At 47.7% G+C, this 15,915-nt stretch carries 9 protein-coding genes; 6 read left to right on the top strand and 3 right to left on the bottom strand.

The annotated features are described in order from the left end of the window. The first annotated feature begins 106 nt into the window (after nt 1-106). From MHH46_RS26455 to MHH46_RS26430, 6 genes are all read left to right on the top strand, one after another. Nucleotides 107-562: a chemotaxis protein CheX gene (locus MHH46_RS26455; RefSeq protein WP_036679793.1), complete on the top strand. Its 456-nt coding sequence runs from the start codon at nt 107-109 to the stop codon at nt 560-562. 28 nt (nt 563-590) lie between these two features. After that, nucleotides 591-1,367, top strand: coding sequence for an SDR family oxidoreductase (locus MHH46_RS26450; protein WP_076193293.1), 777 nt, complete (start codon nt 591-593; stop codon nt 1,365-1,367). A gap of 97 nt (nt 1,368-1,464) precedes the next feature. Next, nucleotides 1,465-2,973, top strand: coding sequence for a DEAD/DEAH box helicase (locus tag MHH46_RS26445; protein ID WP_076127920.1), 1,509 nt, complete (start codon nt 1,465-1,467; stop codon nt 2,971-2,973). Continuing rightward, on the top strand, nt 2,970-3,716 hold the full coding sequence (locus MHH46_RS26440; RefSeq protein ID WP_036679788.1) for an ABC transporter ATP-binding protein: 747 nt from the start codon (nt 2,970-2,972) through the stop codon (nt 3,714-3,716). Before MHH46_RS26445 ends, MHH46_RS26440 begins: the two co-directional genes overlap by 4 nt. A 1-nt stretch (nt 3,717) precedes the next feature. Further along, a complete protein-coding gene (locus tag MHH46_RS26435; protein ID WP_076141980.1) occupies nt 3,718-4,938 on the top strand; it encodes an ABC transporter permease in 1,221 nt (406 codons plus the stop codon). Between the two features lie 146 nt (nt 4,939-5,084). After that, entirely contained in the window at nt 5,085-13,046 is a 7,962-nt protein-coding gene (locus MHH46_RS26430; protein ID WP_405132535.1) for a glycoside hydrolase family 3 N-terminal domain-containing protein, read from the top strand. Between the two features lie 528 nt (nt 13,047-13,574). Here MHH46_RS26430 and MHH46_RS26425 read toward each other — a convergent pair. From MHH46_RS26425 to MHH46_RS26415, 3 genes are all read right to left on the bottom strand, one after another. Continuing rightward, on the bottom strand, nt 13,575-13,694 hold the full coding sequence (locus MHH46_RS26425) for a YjcZ family sporulation protein (protein ID WP_212592220.1): 120 nt from the start codon (nt 13,692-13,694) through the stop codon (nt 13,575-13,577). A gap of 150 nt (nt 13,695-13,844) precedes the next feature. Further along, the gene (locus MHH46_RS26420) at nt 13,845-15,146 is read right to left on the bottom strand and encodes an aminotransferase class I/II-fold pyridoxal phosphate-dependent enzyme (protein ID WP_036679816.1); all 1,302 of its coding nucleotides are present in this window, start codon (nt 15,144-15,146) and stop codon (nt 13,845-13,847) included. A gap of 111 nt (nt 15,147-15,257) precedes the next feature. Then, a complete protein-coding gene (locus MHH46_RS26415) occupies nt 15,258-15,875 on the bottom strand; it encodes a pyridoxamine 5'-phosphate oxidase family protein (RefSeq protein ID WP_076184750.1) in 618 nt (205 codons plus the stop codon). Between the last annotated feature and the right edge of the window lie 40 nt (nt 15,876-15,915).

Raw genomic sequence — 15,915 nt, 5'->3', positions numbered from 1 at the left:
ATTAATTTTTGCTGAATTGTGCCGATATATAAAGTATAATATATCCATATTGCTTGGGACTTTTGGTATATGACCAAAGCACGATAAAGGGGGAGACTAGACATTCATGAAAGCAGAAGTAATTAATCCGTTTCTAGAGTCTGCACGGACTGTTATAGAACAAGTAATTCAGGTCTCGCCTTCTACGGGGAGTTTAGGCATTAAAGAAATTGAACTGATCGATAATCATATATGGATTCAAGTAGGGATGACAGGCCAACTGAGCGGAAATATTATATTTGGTATCGCGGAGCAGGTAGCCTTGCGAATGGTATCGATTATGATGGGTGGCTTTGTGATCACCGAGATGGATGAGATGGGTCAAAGTGCGATTTCAGAGCTGAGCAATATGATCAGTGGGAATGCCAGTACCATTCTATATAATCAAGGTGTTTCGGTGGATATAAGTCCTCCTCAGATTATGAAGATGGAAAGCATGTCTTTTATGCCTCGTAAAGCGCTTAGTATTCCGTTGTTGATGGATGGGGTTGGAGAGATGGATATTCAGGTGATGATCTCTTAGGCAAGAGTTAGGAGCTGAAATACTATTCATGGTACTCAAAGATAAGGTTGTTGTGATTACAGGAGCGTCCAGCGGCATTGGTGCATTAACGGCACAGATGCTTAGTAAAAAGGGGGCAATCCCTGTCCTGGTAGCACGTTCCGAAGCGAAGCTGAAAGAAACAGCGGCCGGTATCCCGGGCGTTTTTGGACTGTACACCTGTGACGTAACAGATGCTGAGGGTGTTCAGAAGACCTTCGCACAAATTTTGGAGGCATATGGCAGAATTGATATTTTGCTAAATAACGCAGGGTACGGCAAATTTTCTGCTTTTACGGAGATGGAGCCTCATGAATTTGACGATATGATGGATGTTAACTACATGGGGATTGTCCGGTGCACGAAGGCTGTTATTCCACATATGCTGGAGCGGGGAAGCGGCCAGATTGTAAATGTGGCTTCCATGGCAGGGAAGATAGGCACAGCCAAGTCCGTAGCCTATACGGCTACCAAACATGCTGTACTCGGATTCACAAATGCGCTCCGTCAGGAGCTGCGGAAGAGTGGAATTATCGTCTCGGCTGTGAACCCGGGGCCGATTGCCACCGATTTTTTCAAAACGGCTGACCCGTCTGGCAATTATGAGAAGAGTGTAGCCCGGATGATGATGACCCCAGAGCATGTATCTTCCAAGATCGTTAAGGTTATGGAGACCGGCAAAGAAGAGCTCGATCTTCCGGGTCTGGCAGGGTTTGGCATACGGCTTTACGGGCTGTTTCCTCGCCTGGCGGACAAGCTTACTTATAATGCGATGAACAGAAAATAGACCCTGTTGTCAGCTTTATTGGCCTTCCATTTGGTGGAGAGGCCTTTTTGGCATATAATGAAGATATTATCTCAAGCGAAAAGGATGAATTACACTTATGAATAAAGCTTCTTTTGCGGCTATCGGCATTCAGGAAGACCTCATTGCCCGGTTGTCGGAATTCGGCATTAACGCTCCATCCCCGGTACAAGAGCAGACAATACCGCTTCTACTAGAGGGAAGAGATGTTATTGCAGCTTCCCAGACTGGAACGGGTAAGACGCTGGCCTATCTATTGCCGCTGCTTCAAGCGATTAATCCGGAGCAGAAGGTGGTCCAAAAGCTGGTGCTCGCCCCTACACAGGAGCTGGCGATGCAAATCTTACGCGAGGCGGAACGTTATGGTGAACAGCGCGGAATCCGAGTTATGGGTCTTATTGGCGGGGCCGCAATCAAACGCCAGATTGACAAGCTGCGTGAGCATCCACAGCTAGTTGTGGGAACACCTGGGCGGATCCGCGAGCTGATTGGACTTCGTAAATTGAAGATGCATGAAGTCAGTACTATTGTTCTGGATGAGGCGGACCAAATGTTCCAGCTTAGCGGAGCTGGCGAAGTTACAAAGATTGTCAGCAGTGCGCTGCGTTCACGCCAGCTTGTTATGCTGTCGGCAACGATCGGACCAGAGACGAAAGCGCTGGCTAATCGTGAAATGAAGAATCCGGCAGAGGTTGGGATTGCTCCAGGTGTAATGACTGCTGAAAGCTTGGAGCATCATTATGTTGTTGCTGAAGAGCGTAACAAAATGGACATGCTGCGCCGGGTGATTCGCCATTACAATCCCGATAAAGCGATTGTGTTCGTGAATGCTACAGATGATATTGCCGAGGTTGAGGCTAAGCTGAATCATCTTGGGCTTACTGCGGCAGCACTTTACGGAGATGCCGATAAGGTAACGCGCAGCAATGTATTAAAAGGTTTCCGGGAAGGCAAATTTCGTGTGCTTGTTGCCAGTGACGTAGCTGCCAGAGGACTGGATATTGAGAATCTTTCTTTGGTAGTTAGCTACGATCCGGCTTTTGATTCTGAACATTATGTACACCGTGCAGGCCGTACCGGACGGATGGGACGCCGCGGCTTATCTGTAACAATAGTTACAGAGCAACAGACCTTTATCATGCGGAAATTCGCCCGCGAATTGGATATTGCGCTTGAGGAGCGGGAGATGGTCGGTGGTAAGGTGCTTGCAGCAGATGAAGCACGCAGCGCTTTGCACAATGGACGGGGACGGAGTAATGAAGGCAGTGGGCAACGCCGTGATGGATCTGCTCCACGCAGCGGCAAGCCGCCTGTTAGCACATCTGGAGCCTCCAATGTTCAGTCGCCATCCGTTGGAGCAGGTACACCGCCTGCCAAAAGAATGGCTACGATTAACACAAGTGAAACAACAAGCGGAGAACAACAACGCGATTCACAGCGCAGCGCGAATCCTTCTGCGGGAGCACGCGGAGATGCGACTCCTGCACGGAGCAAACGCAGCAGCAATGCGGAACGTGAGAAGAACCGTAAAAATAAAGGAGCTCCAAAGTGGTTGAAAGACAAAACTCCGAGAGGTGACGGTCAATGAATAATGCTCCCGTATTGCAAATTACGGGTCTCAGTGGTGGGTACAGCCTGAATAAGCCAGTGCTGCATGATATTGCACTTCAGGTGCAGCCTGGCGAAATGGTTGGATTGATTGGTTTAAACGGAGCAGGAAAAAGTACGACGATGAAGCATATTCTAGGATTGATGTCGCCCCATAAGGGCGATATCACCGTACAGGGCAAGACGCGTGCTGAAGATCCCGTTGGATACAATAATGCGTTGTCTTTTGTACCGGAATCGCCGCTGCTGTATGACGAAATGACGGTTCGTGAGCATGTTGAATTTACTGCCAGAGCTTATGGGGTAGATCAAAAGGATTATGAATCCCGCACCTCGCATCTTGCCAAGCTGTTCCATATGGAGGATAAGATGGACACCCTGTCGACCCATCTATCCAAAGGGATGAAACAGAAGGTTATGATCATGTGCGCTTTCGTTGCACGACCTGCGTTATATGTCATCGATGAGCCTTTTTTAGGATTGGATCCGCTAGGGATCCGTTCCTTGCTTGATTTCATGATGGATCTGAAGAACTCTGGATCGTCGATTCTGTTAAGCTCTCATATTCTTTCCACAATAGAGAATTATTGCGACCGTTTTATTGTATTGCATAAAGGTAAGGTGATTGCACAGGGCACGCTGGCGGAAATAGCGGCAACTGCCGGGCATCAGGGGCTGACTTTGGAGCAGCTGTTCTACGAGCTGGTTCAGGGAGGGAAATAATATGGATTTGAAAGAGCTGCGGCGCACGCGGCGCGGTAGATTCATGGGAAGTATGCTTCCTTATGTGGGATATATCATTCAAAGCGGCGTAGCCATGGTCTTCCTGTTCGTGTTGATCGTCTTCTCTGCTTGGTATACATCGCTGCTACAAAATGTACCTGAAGGCATTCCCATTCGCTGGATTATGTTAGCATTACTGTTGCCTGCGACAGTGCATAGCGGCTTCCGAACCTATTTGCAGACCCCGGATACGATCTTTCTGCTGCCTCAGGGTCACCGCATGAAGGAATATTTTGCACCATCCTGGGTCAGTGGAAACGTGTGGAAGATCATTCGCTTGTTATTTGTACTGATCACCCTTTGGCCGTTGTACATACGTACAGATGATTCTCCCAAGCGACTTTTATTTACAGTGTTGATCCTGATTGCTGTGAAGCTGATCGCGAGTTATGGATTATGGAAAGAGATAGCTATGCTGTCACGTCCGATGGCAGGTGTGTATGCTTTCTTGCGCTGGGCAGTTGGAGGTTTGATTATTGCCGCTTGGTTGTGGCAGCCTGCCGGTCCGAGCCTGATATTTATGGTGTTATTGGCCGCAGCCTATCTTGCTGCACTGTCTGTGCCCGGACGTCACGCTGTGCCATGGGAAAGACTGATCGCCATGGAAAACAATCAAGGTGCACGTGCGCTGATGGTTCTGGGCTGGTTCGTGGATGTGCCGGGCCGTGAGCAACGGGTGTATTCCCGCCGTTATCTTTCCAAATGGGGCGCTAAGCTGCCTTGGCGCAAGGATACTGCTTATCGGTATCTGCTGACCAAAAGCTTTGCCCGGGGCGATATCTTTGGAATCATTATGCGGATATCGGTGCTGGCTCTGCTGCTGAATTGGTGGAACCGTGATAGTTACTTTGGCACCGGAATTTATTTGTTCTTCCTGTTTATCATTGGTGTTCAATTGTCGGCACTCCGCAAATTGCATAGCGAGTCTTTTTGGCTGACAGTGTATCCTTTTCCTGAAGGCAGTAAGGCGGACAACACAACACAATTTGTATTCCGTGCGCATCTGGTTGTGGCATTGGTTCTTGGATTACCTTTCTTAGCTTCCATAGGTGACCGTCTGATGCCAGTGATCTTTACCTTAGCGGCAGGTATTGTGGTAGTCTTTCTGTTTAAAGGATACTTGTCCCGCAAAGCAGCACGATTGGATGACGACGATCTGTAAGGCAATTTCATATTCACAATAAAAAGGCTGTCTCACAGTAGAGAAATTCTACGAATGAGAGAGCCTTTTTTTTGCTGGAAGCATAATTTGAGCCGGGCAAGTCCTTAAATTTGCAAAAACGGAACAGAGTATTTAAAAAATGCTGTATGTCTTTTACCAGATGGCTCCAGCATAATAAGCCTGTATCTTACATCATGTATACGCTTCCAATCATGGGCGTAGTCATCCGTACCAACAAAACAGTATTGGGGGAGGATTCAGGCGTGAAAAGAAGATTATCAATATTCATAGTGGCGCTTTTACTATCATCCTTATTCTTGAATGTGCTTGAGGCGGGTATACCACGGGCCGCAGCGGATGCCGCAGGAGTTCCAGTGTACTATGATCCCACAAAAAGTGTGGAGGAGCGCACTGCGGATCTATTATCCCGAATGACGCTGGAAGAGAAGATTGGGCAGATGGTTCAAGCAGAAAGAGCTGCCGTCACTCCTGAGGAGGTACAGAAATATGCTCTTGGCTCTGTACTCAGCGGGGGAGGCTCATTCCCTAACGGAAAAGAAAGTGACAGCACTCGCGATAACTGGAGAATTTTGATTGATAGTTATCAGGATGGTGCATTGTCTACCAGATTAGGCATTCCGCTGCTCTATGGGGTGGATGCGGTGCATGGACATAACAATGTCAAAGGTGCGACGCTTTTTCCGCATAATATTGGTCTAGGGGCTGCTAATGATCCCGCATTGACTGAGCTTATTGGTGCAGCTGCTGCTAAGGAAGTAGCCGCAACAGGAGCGAACTGGACGTTTGCCCCAACGATAGCCTCCCCTCATAATGCAAGATGGGGTAGAACCTATGAAGGTTTTAGTGATAATCAGGATATTTCAGCAGAACTAGGTGCGGCTTATGTGTTTGGTCTGCAAGGACGGACTGCTGCTGCATTGGCAGGGACAGATACAATCACGGCAACTGCAAAACATTATCTAGGTGAAGGTTATACGGATAATGGTGTAAATCAAGGCAACATCACTAAATATACCGAGCAAGAGATCATGGATAAGGATTTGAAAATTTATAAAGCAGCTGTAGACGCAGGGGTGCAGACGGTTATGGCCTCCTATCACAGCATCCAAGGTCTTAAAATGCATGCCCATAAACATTTGCTGACCGATGTTTTGAAGGGTGACAAGAAAAATGGCGGACTTGGCTTTACCGGTTTCGTTATCTCAGATTATAACGCTGTGCAGCAAATCACAGTGGATAGCGAAGGAAAAGCAGTTAGCGGGTTGAAGAACCAGCTGAATGTGTCCGTAAACGCCGGAGTCGATATGTTCATGATGCCGACCGTTTGGAAGGATACGATTAAGTACATCACAGAACTTGTAGGCGAAGGTAAAATCACTAAGGAGCGCATAGATGATGCGGCAGAACGTATCCTGCAGGTCAAAATCGCTTCAGGATTGTTCGAGCATCCCAAAAGCGATCCGGAGCTGTTGAGTGCTTTTGGCTCAGCAGAAAGCCGCAAATTAGCCCGCCAAGCTGTGGCGGAGTCGCTTGTTCTTTTGAAGAACGATGAGGTAAATGGAAGTCCAATTCTATCACAATTAAGCGGGATGGATAAAATATTCGTAGCGGGTAAAAACGCTAATAATATCGGTAACCAAGCCGGCGGCTGGTCGATCACTTGGCAAGGGAAGTCGGGCAATATAACTGAAGGCACGACGATCCTCGAAGGGATAAAGGAGGCTGTTCCTGCTTCTACAACGGTCACATATAACCTTAATGGGCGTGGGGCTGCGGGTTATGATGCGGCGATCGCTGTTATCGGTGAGACACCTTACGCCGAGACCGATGGCGACCGGACCAGCTTGAATCTGGATGAGCAGGATCTGGCGACACTTGCGAATATACGTGCTGCTAATCCTAATATTCCGCTTATCGTTGTACTGGTGTCTGGACGTCCAATGACGATAGCCAGCCAATTGGAAGATTGGGATGGGCTTGTGGCAGCTTGGCTACCAGGCACAGAGGGTGCTGGAGTAGCTGATGTGTTATTTGGTACTAAGGATTTTGTAGGCAAAAATCCGATTCGTTGGCCATTCACTTTGAACAATTATCCGGCAGACAATAACAGTACAAATGTGTTGTTCAAAACGGGATATGGCTTGACCAAAAATGAGAAAACACCAAAGCTTCCAACCGCTCCTGTCGATCCGGAAGCTCCAGAGATTCCTTCTCTGCCGATTCCCGGCAAAATTGAAGCAGAGGATTTTTTGAACAAAAGCGCAGGACTGCAAACTGAAAATACGCAGGATATAGGTGGCGGTCTCAATGTCGGCTATACCTCGGCTGGCCAGTGGCTCGAATATAACGTGAATGTGGCGCAAGCAGGTACGTATCAAGCCGATTTCCGCTATTCCGTTAATAGTGGCACTACAGGCGTCAACATCAAATCAGCAGAGGGAACTAAGCTAGGAACATTAAGCGTGACCTCAACAGGTGGCTGGCAGAATTGGCAGACGAAAGCTGTAGAAAATGTTGTGTTTAAGAAGGCAGGGTTGCAAAAGATCCGTCTGGAATTTACCGGTGGAGATATCAACCTGAATTGGGTAAGCTTCACTCGAACAGGTGATGTGCCTGTAGATCCATCGAATCCCGGAGATGGCGGGGAAAGCACTAAACATGTTATTAAGTCAGATGTAGTTAGCTCTTGGGTATCGAGTGAGCGAGATCCTTCCGATCGGAAGTGGTATTATGCTGACCGTTATCAAGAGGGTGATTTGAAGCTGGAAGAGCAGGCGAAGCTAGATATTGTAGTTCCCGACGTGAAGGCAGGTACAGAGATTCATATTGATCCGGACCGGAAATATCAATCTATTCTAGGGATCGGTACCTCCATGGAGGAATCGACGGTCAATAATCTGGCGAAGATGTCTGCGGCGAAGCAGGAGGAATTGCTGCGGAAAATGATTGATCCTGTATCGGGGATCGGAATGAGTATGCTCCGGTTGACGATTGGGACGGCTGACTTTACAGATAAACAATTTTATACCTACGATGATATGCCTCCAGGACAAACCGACATTAATTTGGAGAATTTCTCCATCCAAAAGGACATTGACTTCCATATCATCAGCACGGTTAAAAAAATTCAAAACATCAATCCGGATATTAAGTTTTTTGCCTCACCTTGGAGCCCGCCCGGTTGGATGAAGACTACAGACAGTATGATCAAAGGCCAAGTGAAGGATGAATATCTGCCTGTACTGGCCAAATATTATCTTAAATTCGTACAGGAGTACGAGAAGCTGGGAATTACCTTTGAAGGTCTGACCTTGCAGAATGAACCTTTGCTGGAAATTGAATATCCAAGCACCAAAATGCCGTGGGAGCAAGAAGCCCAGCTGGCTAAACTGCTGCGGAAGGAATTAGATGAACATGGTTTCAAAGACGTGAAGCTGTGGACATTTGATCATAATCCTGGTGACACGATGGCCTATCCAGCACAAATCCTAGGCAATCCTGAATTAGGTGCCTACGATGCGGTGGACGGAACTGCTTTTCATGATTATGGCGGTGACCTTGGTCTGATGACCCAACTCCATAATCTCTATCCTGACAAAAATGTATATTTGACCGAACGCGCAGTCTGGGGTACCTCAGGCGCAGACCGCATTGCTCAATATTTCCGTAATTGGGCCCGCAGCTATAACTCCTGGGTAGCGATGCTGGACAGTGATATTGCCTCCCATCAGTGGACCGGAACGCCAGACCCAACCCCGATTGTGCAGGATTCGGGAGACCGTAACCATTATTGGCTGCTGCCAGAATATTATCTGATGGGCCAATATACAAAATTCGTTAAACCGGGGTACGTGCGGATTGATAGTGACTACGGCTCAAGCAGTACTGTAACGAACGTAGCTTTTGCTAGTCCAGATGGAAAAGAGATTGTGACGGTAGTAATCAACCAGACGTCGGATCCACAGCCGTTTAAATTGCTAGTGGACGGTGCGCAAATTAGTGCTGTGCTGCCGGCGAAATCAGTGGGCACTTATAGCTGGGAACGTCTGAATGGTATACAGGCGGTGCCGGGTGTAGTGAATGCTGTTGATTTTGAAGAAGCGCAAGGGGTTTACACTGTGAATGAGCAGGGTTATATTGGCGGGTTCTCGCCAGACGCATCGTCCACCTTCGACTATGTGATTGATGTTAAAGAGAGCGGTGAATATTCACTTCAATTTAATCATGCCGCTCAATTCAGCGATGGCGCCGGAAAATCGGTGGAGATTAGTGAAGATGGTAAGGTTATTGCTACGCTTCCAATTGTGCAGCAGACGGAGAGTCTGACCGATTTTGCAGATTATCAATCCTTGATCTCTCTGAACAAGGGCATTCACAAGCTCACCTTGAAGACGAACGGGAACGGTTATAATATCCGTTCATTAGCTTTACGCCAAGCACCTTCCGGATCACATGAGCTTCCTGCTGTGCTTCAAGGGCAAGACTACACGACAGCTTCAGGTGTATTAGTAACGGGTGGTGCAGTGGGTTATACTGACCCCGGCGATTGGGTGAAGTACAAGATTAATGTACCTGCCAGCGGTACCTACCCACTCCTGATCTCCTATGCTACTAATCAGGATGATGCAGAGCTGGAACTGCTGACGGGAGAGGATGGAGTAACGGTAACGGCAGCTACTTATGCTTTGACGAAGACGGGGGGATGGTCCAATTGGCAAATAGCTAATGGAACGGTAACCTTGCCTGCCGGGGAGCAGACGCTGACCATGAAAGTAAATGGAGCAGGATTTCATCTGCAGTCGCTTACAATCGGCCCCGCGCTTCAATCGGAGACTGCTCTGGTAGAAGGAAATGAGGAGGGTGCAGAAGTTATCGTCAAGCTAGTAAATGACAAATATGCACCTGAACTGGACACCGCTTATTGGTCTATTGAAGGTTACGAAGGTACAGTTGTCAATAGCGTATACCGGGTGGATGATTATACAGCGAAGGTCGTATTAGCGGGTACGCGAATTATTGATTTCGACACGGATCGTATTCTTACGGTTACCGCTGATGTGTATCAGACAGAATCAAATCAGTCTTTTGACAGCGTACATGTTCTGAAATTGCCTCTTATAGTTACAGCAATCAACGACGAAGAGAGCATCAGTCTTTCTCCGAGCACGCTTCCTTATCAAGTGAACGGGAATGAATTGGTAGTCAGCCTTTCAGGAGGGACATTTAATCCTGATGCCATTCAGAGCATTTCTGTCTCGGGCCCAGGTAAGGATCAGGGGCATGTAAGTATTGGGGCAGCTGCCTTACTTGACCCTACCCATGTGAAGCTGACGCTGGCCTGGAATGATCATACCCCGTATTATAGTGATTTGCAGCTTGCCGTGAATGTGCCTGCAAATGCTTATGCCGATTCAAGTGGTGGCGGCGTGCTGCGTGCGGAGGTTAAGCTCTTAGGAACAACTAGTGCTACAGCACCTATAGAAGTCACAAGCTTGAACGCACTGGATCAATTCTACCAGCTGCAAGGGATCACAGTCAGCGGCCAAGGCAGTGGAGCGAAGCTGACCGGCATTGATGCTGGAGACAGCATCGATTACTGGGTAAATGTGCCGCAGGATGGAAACTATGCTTTTACGCTTACCGTAACTTCCGCGAATGGTGCTCCTAAGGGCATTATTTATAAAACGGAGGATGGGAAGACATTAAGAACCGTTGATGTGCCGAATCTTTACTCGCAAACCGTTGGCATACGCACCGTTCTTCAATTGAAGGCGGGTGAACAGAAGCTGCGCCTGCAAGCTGGATCAGCAGGATACGAGCTCAGTGGTATTCAAATAGAACCTTATACTGAAGAAATCATGGATGGCGCTGGTTCTTTAAAGGTGGAAGCCGAGAATTATTACGATGCTACACCCAATGGAATTCAGAGTACCATGACTGGCGGTGTGCTGGACTTTAGAAATGTAGGGTTTACCGTTGCAGGGGGTTCCATGGATTATGTCCTTGATATTACTGAAGCCGGATTTTATAAAATCGTATATCGGTATGCTACAGCACAAGGCGGGGTAAGCACTACGTTATCTGTAAAGGGTACAAAACTCTCAACAGTGCCTATGCCTACTACAGGTGGATGGTCGAATTACACGCTGGCGAGTGGTGTCGTACAACTTGCGCAAGGAAAACAGGTAGTACGGATGAGCTTCAATAATGACGGTGCCAATCTAGATTGGTTTACGCTGGAACGGACGGAAGAAGGAGAGCAGCCGATTCATTCAAAGGTTTCCTTACCCGTTTCTTCTTTGAAACCGGGAGCTTACAGCGGATTACAAACGATCAGCCTTACTACAGCGACATCAGGAGCAGAGATTCATTACACAACCGATGGGTCATTGCCTACAGCAGACAGTCCACTTTATACCGGAACTATTGACGCAGCAGGAGTCACAGTTCTTCGTACGATAGCGGTAAAAGAGGGCATGGAGAACAGTTTTGTAGCTCCATTCACATATGTGATCAGCGGAGTGGTTGATATGAAAACGGTGTCTGCACCGCAGGCTGATCCTGCCGGGGGAACTTATACAGGGCAGGTTGCCGTGAAGTTAACTACAGCTACAGCTGGAGCGTCTATTCACTACACGTTGGATGGCACTGTACCTACAGCAGCCAGCGAACTGTATAGTGGAGTGATTTATGTAGGCAAGAGCAAGACGATTAAGGCGATTGCTGTAAAAGAGGGCTGGAAGCCAAGTGATATTTCCAGTTTTGAATATATTGTTTCTGCGGATAAACCTGATCCAACACCTACACCAACAGCAACGCCTGAACCAACCCCAAGTCCAACCATTGAACCGACTACTCGGCCAACGACAGCACCAACTTCCGGAAGCGGGGGTACCACAGGTGGTGGCAACAGCGGAACAACAGGGGGGAATTCAAGCGGAAATGCAGGCAGTGTAACCGGCAGCACCATCCTTACAGCAACACCAGTGCTGAACAGTAATATCGGTGCGGCGAGAGCAAGTGTAGACCTGGAGAGCTTGAAAAAGGCTGCTACAGCAGGCTTAAGTGGAGCAACTTCAGCGGTTACTGTTGATATACCGGCAGTAGCTACAGCTAAGGGTTATGAGCTGCAATTGCCAAACGGTATAATCTTTGCAGATGATAAGACTTCATTGGTCGTTCATACTGAATTTGGTGTGCTGGAGCTGCCAGGTAGTCTGCTGAAACAAGCGGCAAAAGAGGCAGGAACCCCTTGGGTAATTACGATAACCAAGGTGGATTCAGATTCTCGTCCAGAATTTAAACTGAGCGTAACTATCAATGGCAAGGAAGCCGTATGGAACAGTCCTGACATGCGGGTTAAGGTGTCCCTACCGTATATTCCACGATCAGAAGAACGTGGTAAAGAAGGACATATAACGATTCATAGTCTGAATCCGTTGGGGATTCTAACGGTTGTTCCAAGTGGCAGATATATCGCTGCTACAGGGATGGTTTCCTTTACAGGAATTCTCTCTGGTACGTACAGTATCACCTTTACGGAGAAGACATTCCGGGATATCGGTAAATTTGAGTGGGCCCGCAATGCGATTGAGGTGCTTGGCTCCAAAGGCATCATCAACGGAATGACAGAGGATCAATTTGTACCTCAAGCGGAAGTGAAGCGGGGAGATTTTGTGCTCCTGCTTATAAAAGCGCTTGGCTTGGAAGGCGTTAGTGCAGAAAGCTTCACAGATGTGCAGCCTGGCGATTACAGATATGAAGCGTTGGCTATAGCGAAGCAGTTGGGGATCGCCACTGGTCGTCCAGATGGAAGCTTTGATCCTAACGCTTCTGTTACGCGGCAGGAAATGATGACATTGGCTGCAAAAGCGATTGCAGCAGCCGGCAGACAGCTTCCAGCCGGCAACGGAGCTTCAATGACCCGTTTCACGGATAGCCAGCAAGTATCAGCGTTTGCACGTGACAGTGTGGCAGCACTAATACGTGCTGGCCTGATCAAGGGAGACGGCTTGCGGATTCATCCACAAGGTGTTACCACCCGTGCAGAGGCAGCGGTTTTGATCTACAACTTGTACAATCTGTAATACATCAGTTGTAAAGATACTTTAAGCTTTTGGGCTGTCGCAGCCGTAGATTTTCTACGTTTGCGACAGCCTTTTTTAGGTGTGGTTGTTGGATCTACATTAAGCCCGCACCTCCGCCGCCGATCATAATTATCCCCTGAGGCTTACGGACCCAGTTGACGTTATTTGCAAATCTACAACCTTTATCGGGGAAGTTCGGACACCAGTGGCGTTATTCCCTATGAAGAGGTTCATATTTGGGGTTTGGCATGCCAATAACGGCTTTGGGGTCCGTAAGTGAGTAAAATATGGGATTATACTGCCTTTAGGGTCTGCGGTGTCCGATAGCTGCTTTTATGCGGGCAAATGTGATCTGAGGTAACAAAGGTTGGTGCGGTTGGTGCTAAGAACAAGGTGGAATTTTTAAAAAAAGACGCAGACGTCACAGCAGCCATTATCATGACCTACTGGACACCCACGTCTATTGTAAAAAAAGGGATTGAAAATAGGAAAGAGCTTAAAGCTCTCTCCCGAGACTGTCATTAATGGTTAGACAAAAAGTGAACGGCTGATGATAACCAGCAAGATAAAGAGAACCAGGATGGCGCCAGTGCTAGTGAATGGGCCACCTCCACAACATCCATATCCGCCTCTAACTTCTTCGCTCATGTTCATTCCCCTTTCGGTGTGTGTGTTGTACTTGAGTACATCGTATTGTATGTGCGGAGAGAGGGGCGTGTATAGGCCAATGTCGGATTCGTGTACAAAAAAAATCAGCTCCATGAAAACGGAGCTGATTGTAAGCTATATAAAGTTCAGTTAGGCTTTTTCTAAATCGCGAACACCTGCGTATACAAGATCGAAAAGATCTTCGAGCTGTTCCTCTTCGATACATGAGAAAGCAATACGTAGGTCAGTTTCACCCAAAGCAATAGTGCCTAGTCCGTAATTATGAATCAGGTGAAGCCGGAGATCTTCAGCCGCAACTGTGTGCAGCTTCAGACACATAAAGTAACCGGAGTTAAAAGGATAATACGTCCACACATCCTCGCCGTATTTGCCGCTATCCAGCAGTGCTTTTACTTTATTCGCACGGCCTTTCATGATCTGGAACTTCTCTTCCTTCTGTGCTTCGAATTCCGGAGATTTCAAGGCGTCTAGTACGAAGGTCTGCGAAGGATGCGCACCGCTGGAAATGGTGGCACGGATGATGCCTAGTGTTTTTTGCTCCAATGCTGCCAGCAGGTCTTTGTCCTCCGAGGCATAAGTGATGAAACCCACACGGAAGCCCCAGACAAATTCTTCTTTGGTCGCACCGTCAATCTTGATTGGAAGCACACGAGGATGCAGATGAGCCAGTTTGCCAAACAGCGATTCTTTAAGTGAATCCTCAAAGAATAACCCGAAGTATGCATCATCACTTACAACAACAACGTTGATGCCTTCCTCAGCCGCACGAAGGATAGCTGCAACGATCTCATCGCCTTCCTTAATCCCTGGAGTATATCCGGTAGGATTGTTAGGGAAGTTCAGCAGCACAATCGCTTTGCCGCGTTCTTTTTGAGCAAGCAGCGCGTCTTCCAGACCTGCACTGTTAAACGTCATTTCTTCTGTGAACAGCGGATAGTTAACGGTCTCCCCATGGCGGCGGATTCCGAAGGTTAATTCGTAGTTCTCCCAGTTCTTGTCCGGGTAGATAATCGCGTCACCTGGCTCTGCGAAGAGGTCAGCGACAATGCTAAGCCCGTGAGTCAGGGCATTGGTTACAACGGGATTGCTGATGGTTTTACCTTCTAGCGATGGATTTTCGCGCAGCATCTTTTCACGCCATACAGTACGCAGCTCTGGTTTACCTGCCGGAGGGGCGTAACTATAAAGATCCTTAGGACTGTAAGCGGAGAGTTTATCCTGAATGACGCCGAGGTGCATAGGTACGCCACCTTCAGTAGCAATACCGATGGTTGCGTTGTATTTCTTGGCGTGAGCTCCTGCTTCAGCGGATTGGCTCAGGATGCCCTCTTTTGGGAAGTAAATCTCTTTGCCAAGCGTAGAGAGCATATCATACACATGTTCATTTCCTGCTTTGATACTTTCGTTTAATTGTCCAGCTAGTGGATTCATCAGTTTCATCCTTCCAGGGTTCTTTGGGGATAACATACTGTTAACATTGCCTAACATTATATCACCGCCAATTGCAACCGTCACTTGGAAAGATACGATTTTAAAAAAATATCATTCGGCGTGGAAAGGGCAGTATTTTTTCATCATTTCTATCGTTTCTTCATCACGCGGATTATTTCTTTCAGACAGGCCGGAAATGATGCCGGAGCGCTCTTCTTCTTTTAGGTTTTGCCCAAACTTAAACTTCGCAGTGATCTCCTCGGGGGTAATGCGCACAACGGCAACACCCTTTAGACGGGGACGATATTTAGGGTCCTCTGCATCGATGGAATCATAACCCCCCTCGGGCTGGAGCTTTTTCATAAATAAGGAGAGTACACTGGCTTTTTCACTAATGTCTTCAACAGGTTCGGCTGTGCCGTAGGCGGTCACACTTTTAAAATAGGCGGTTGCTGGGCAGGCCAGCTCGGGATCGCTAAAATAAGACGGGATAAGGGCATACTCATCCGCTACCGTAAAGCAGACCTTCTGCTGATTGCGGATCGACTTCATTTTGCCACCAGCATGACTGCCATGGAAATAGAAACAACCATCTGTATATACAAAATTCAGCGGTGTCACCCGCGGTTGCCCCTGTTCATCGCTTGTACCGAGAAAACCAAAACTCATTCCGTTAAGAAAAGAGACCAATTCTTCCTCCCGATCTACTTTGAATTCTTTTCTGCGCATAGGGATCACGTCCTCTTTCTTTTTTAGTCTAGAGCGTCTG

This window comes from Paenibacillus sp. FSL H8-0175 (genome assembly GCF_045040615.1).
Taxonomy (GTDB): domain Bacteria; phylum Bacillota; class Bacilli; order Paenibacillales; family Paenibacillaceae; genus Paenibacillus_AQ; species Paenibacillus_AQ odorifer.
This window is presented reverse-complemented; position numbering and strand designations above follow the sequence as displayed.

Excerpts from the sequence above, each read along its gene's own strand:
- MHH46_RS26455 (WP_036679793.1), top strand. The coding sequence starts at position 107 with ATGAAAGCAGAAGTAATTAATCCGTTTCTAGAGTCTGCACGGACTGTT.
- MHH46_RS26415 (WP_076184750.1), bottom strand. The coding sequence starts at position 15,875 with ATGCGCAGAAAAGAATTCAAAGTAGATCGGGAGGAAGAATTGGTCTCT.
- MHH46_RS26420 (WP_036679816.1), bottom strand. The coding sequence starts at position 15,146 with ATGAATCCACTAGCTGGACAATTAAACGAAAGTATCAAAGCAGGAAAT.
- MHH46_RS26435 (WP_076141980.1), top strand. The coding sequence starts at position 3,718 with ATGGATTTGAAAGAGCTGCGGCGCACGCGGCGCGGTAGATTCATGGGA.
- MHH46_RS26425 (WP_212592220.1), bottom strand. The coding sequence starts at position 13,694 with ATGAGCGAAGAAGTTAGAGGCGGATATGGATGTTGTGGAGGTGGCCCA.
- MHH46_RS26450 (WP_076193293.1), top strand. The coding sequence starts at position 591 with ATGGTACTCAAAGATAAGGTTGTTGTGATTACAGGAGCGTCCAGCGGC.
- MHH46_RS26440 (WP_036679788.1), top strand. The coding sequence starts at position 2,970 with ATGAATAATGCTCCCGTATTGCAAATTACGGGTCTCAGTGGTGGGTAC.
- MHH46_RS26430 (WP_405132535.1), top strand. The coding sequence starts at position 5,085 with ATGTCTTTTACCAGATGGCTCCAGCATAATAAGCCTGTATCTTACATC.
- MHH46_RS26445 (WP_076127920.1), top strand. The coding sequence starts at position 1,465 with ATGAATAAAGCTTCTTTTGCGGCTATCGGCATTCAGGAAGACCTCATT.